This window comes from Pseudomonas sp. Irchel s3a18, from assembly GCF_900187535.1.
In the GTDB taxonomy this organism is placed as follows: Bacteria; Pseudomonadota; Gammaproteobacteria; order Pseudomonadales; family Pseudomonadaceae; genus Aquipseudomonas.
Genome location: NZ_FYDV01000040.1, coordinates 1 through 1653, shown reverse-complemented (window position 1 = coordinate 1653; position 1653 = coordinate 1). Strand labels below are relative to the sequence as shown.

Below are 1653 nucleotides of genomic sequence, written 5' to 3'. Positions count from 1 at the left end.
GGAGAACACCATGACCGCTTCCACCTCATTACACTCCAATGCCTTCAATTTTCTGAGTTATGTGAGCACCGGCGTCGACCCACGCACCGGCCAATACACCTGTACCATCAGCCTGCCGCCGCTCAAGGCTAACAACCTGTGCGGCCCGGACGTCCCGCTGTCACTGCACTTCAGCCCGCTCAACCGCACCGACAGCGGCTTCGGCCTGGGCTGGGACCTGCAGTTGTCGCAATACAACCCGGACAACCAGATCCTCTCCCTGAGCAGCGGCGAAACCTTCAAGGTCACTGGCAGCGGCCCGCAGCCGGATATCCGCGAGAAAAAACTCGACAGCTTTCATTTCTTCGACAACCGTGACGGCACCTACCGCGTGGTGCACAAGTCCGGCCTGGAGGAGATCCTCAGCGAAGGCGGGGCCGATAAAATCGCCCTGCCCAGCCAGATGCGTTCGGCCCAGGGGCATGTCGTCACCCTCCACTACGACAACGAAGGCCAGGGGCGCCGCCTCGCCGGCATTAACAATGCCGACGGCACACCCCTGCTCAGGCTGGAGCCGGCGCAGGCGCGTGACAAGGTGTTCCTGCGACTGCACCCGGGCACCCTCTACGAAGCGCTGTTCACGATGCAGATGAGTAACGATCGCTGGGTCACCCGGATCGAACTGCCCACCGAGGAGAAGGCCTCCTGGCGTTTCGACTATGACCTTCAGCCCGCGGGCGGACTGCGCCTCAAACGCGTGGAAACCCCGGTGGGCGGCGTCGAAACCATCACCTACGCGCAAATCCCGCATTACATCCCCAACGTGGACCGCGATACCCTGGCCCGGGTCGACACCCACCACAACGACCCGGGGTTCGGGCAGCCGGCCATCGTTACCCACTACACCTACCCGGCCGATCACCACAACTTTCTGGGGTATGACAGCGGCGCCGTCTGGAGCGATGACGGCCTGGACAACCTCTATCGGGCCAAGGAAGACTACATCTACAGCACCACGCAAAGCCTGTGGGACGTCAACAGTAATACGGCCATCCGTCGCATCACCCGTACCTTCAACCGCTTTCACCTGCTGAGGGTTGAGGAGACCACGCAAAACGACAACGTGTTGCACAACGAAACGTTCTACCACCTGCAACCTGGCACCGAGTTCGAACACCAGCCGGCGTACTGCCAGTTGCCGCACATCGCGAGCCAGACCTGGTACAGAAAAAGCAATCCAGACCCTAAACACACGGAAACGGTGACCACCACCTATGACGACTTCGGCAACCTGCTGACCCAGGTCAATGCCAACGGCGTGACCGAAACCAGCACCTGGTACATGGCGGAAGGGGAGAAGGATGAAGAGGGTAACGTGCTCTGCCCGAAAGACCCGCACGACTTCGTGCGCCACCTGAAAAGCAAAACCGTGACGCCGGCGCCCTCGAAGTACGGCGCGGCACCGGTACTGCAAACCCAATACCGCTATGCCGGTTATCAGGGGTTGGAAGGCCGCGGTACCTGGCTGGCGATCCGCGACGAGACCTTGCTGCAGGTCGGCAATGATCAGGAGCCACTGCAAGTCACGGCATATACCTATATCGACCAACCGGACAACCCCTTCGAGCACGGCCGCAAGCTGCGCGATGAGGTGACCCTCAACGGCAAGACCAC

1 pseudogene is annotated in these 1653 nt (G+C 61.1%); it reads left to right on the top strand.

The annotated features are described in order from the left end of the window. Positions 1-10: 10 nt before the first annotated feature. Positions 11-1653 (top strand): annotated as a pseudogene (locus CKW29_RS25320) (sugar-binding protein); the annotation flags it as partial.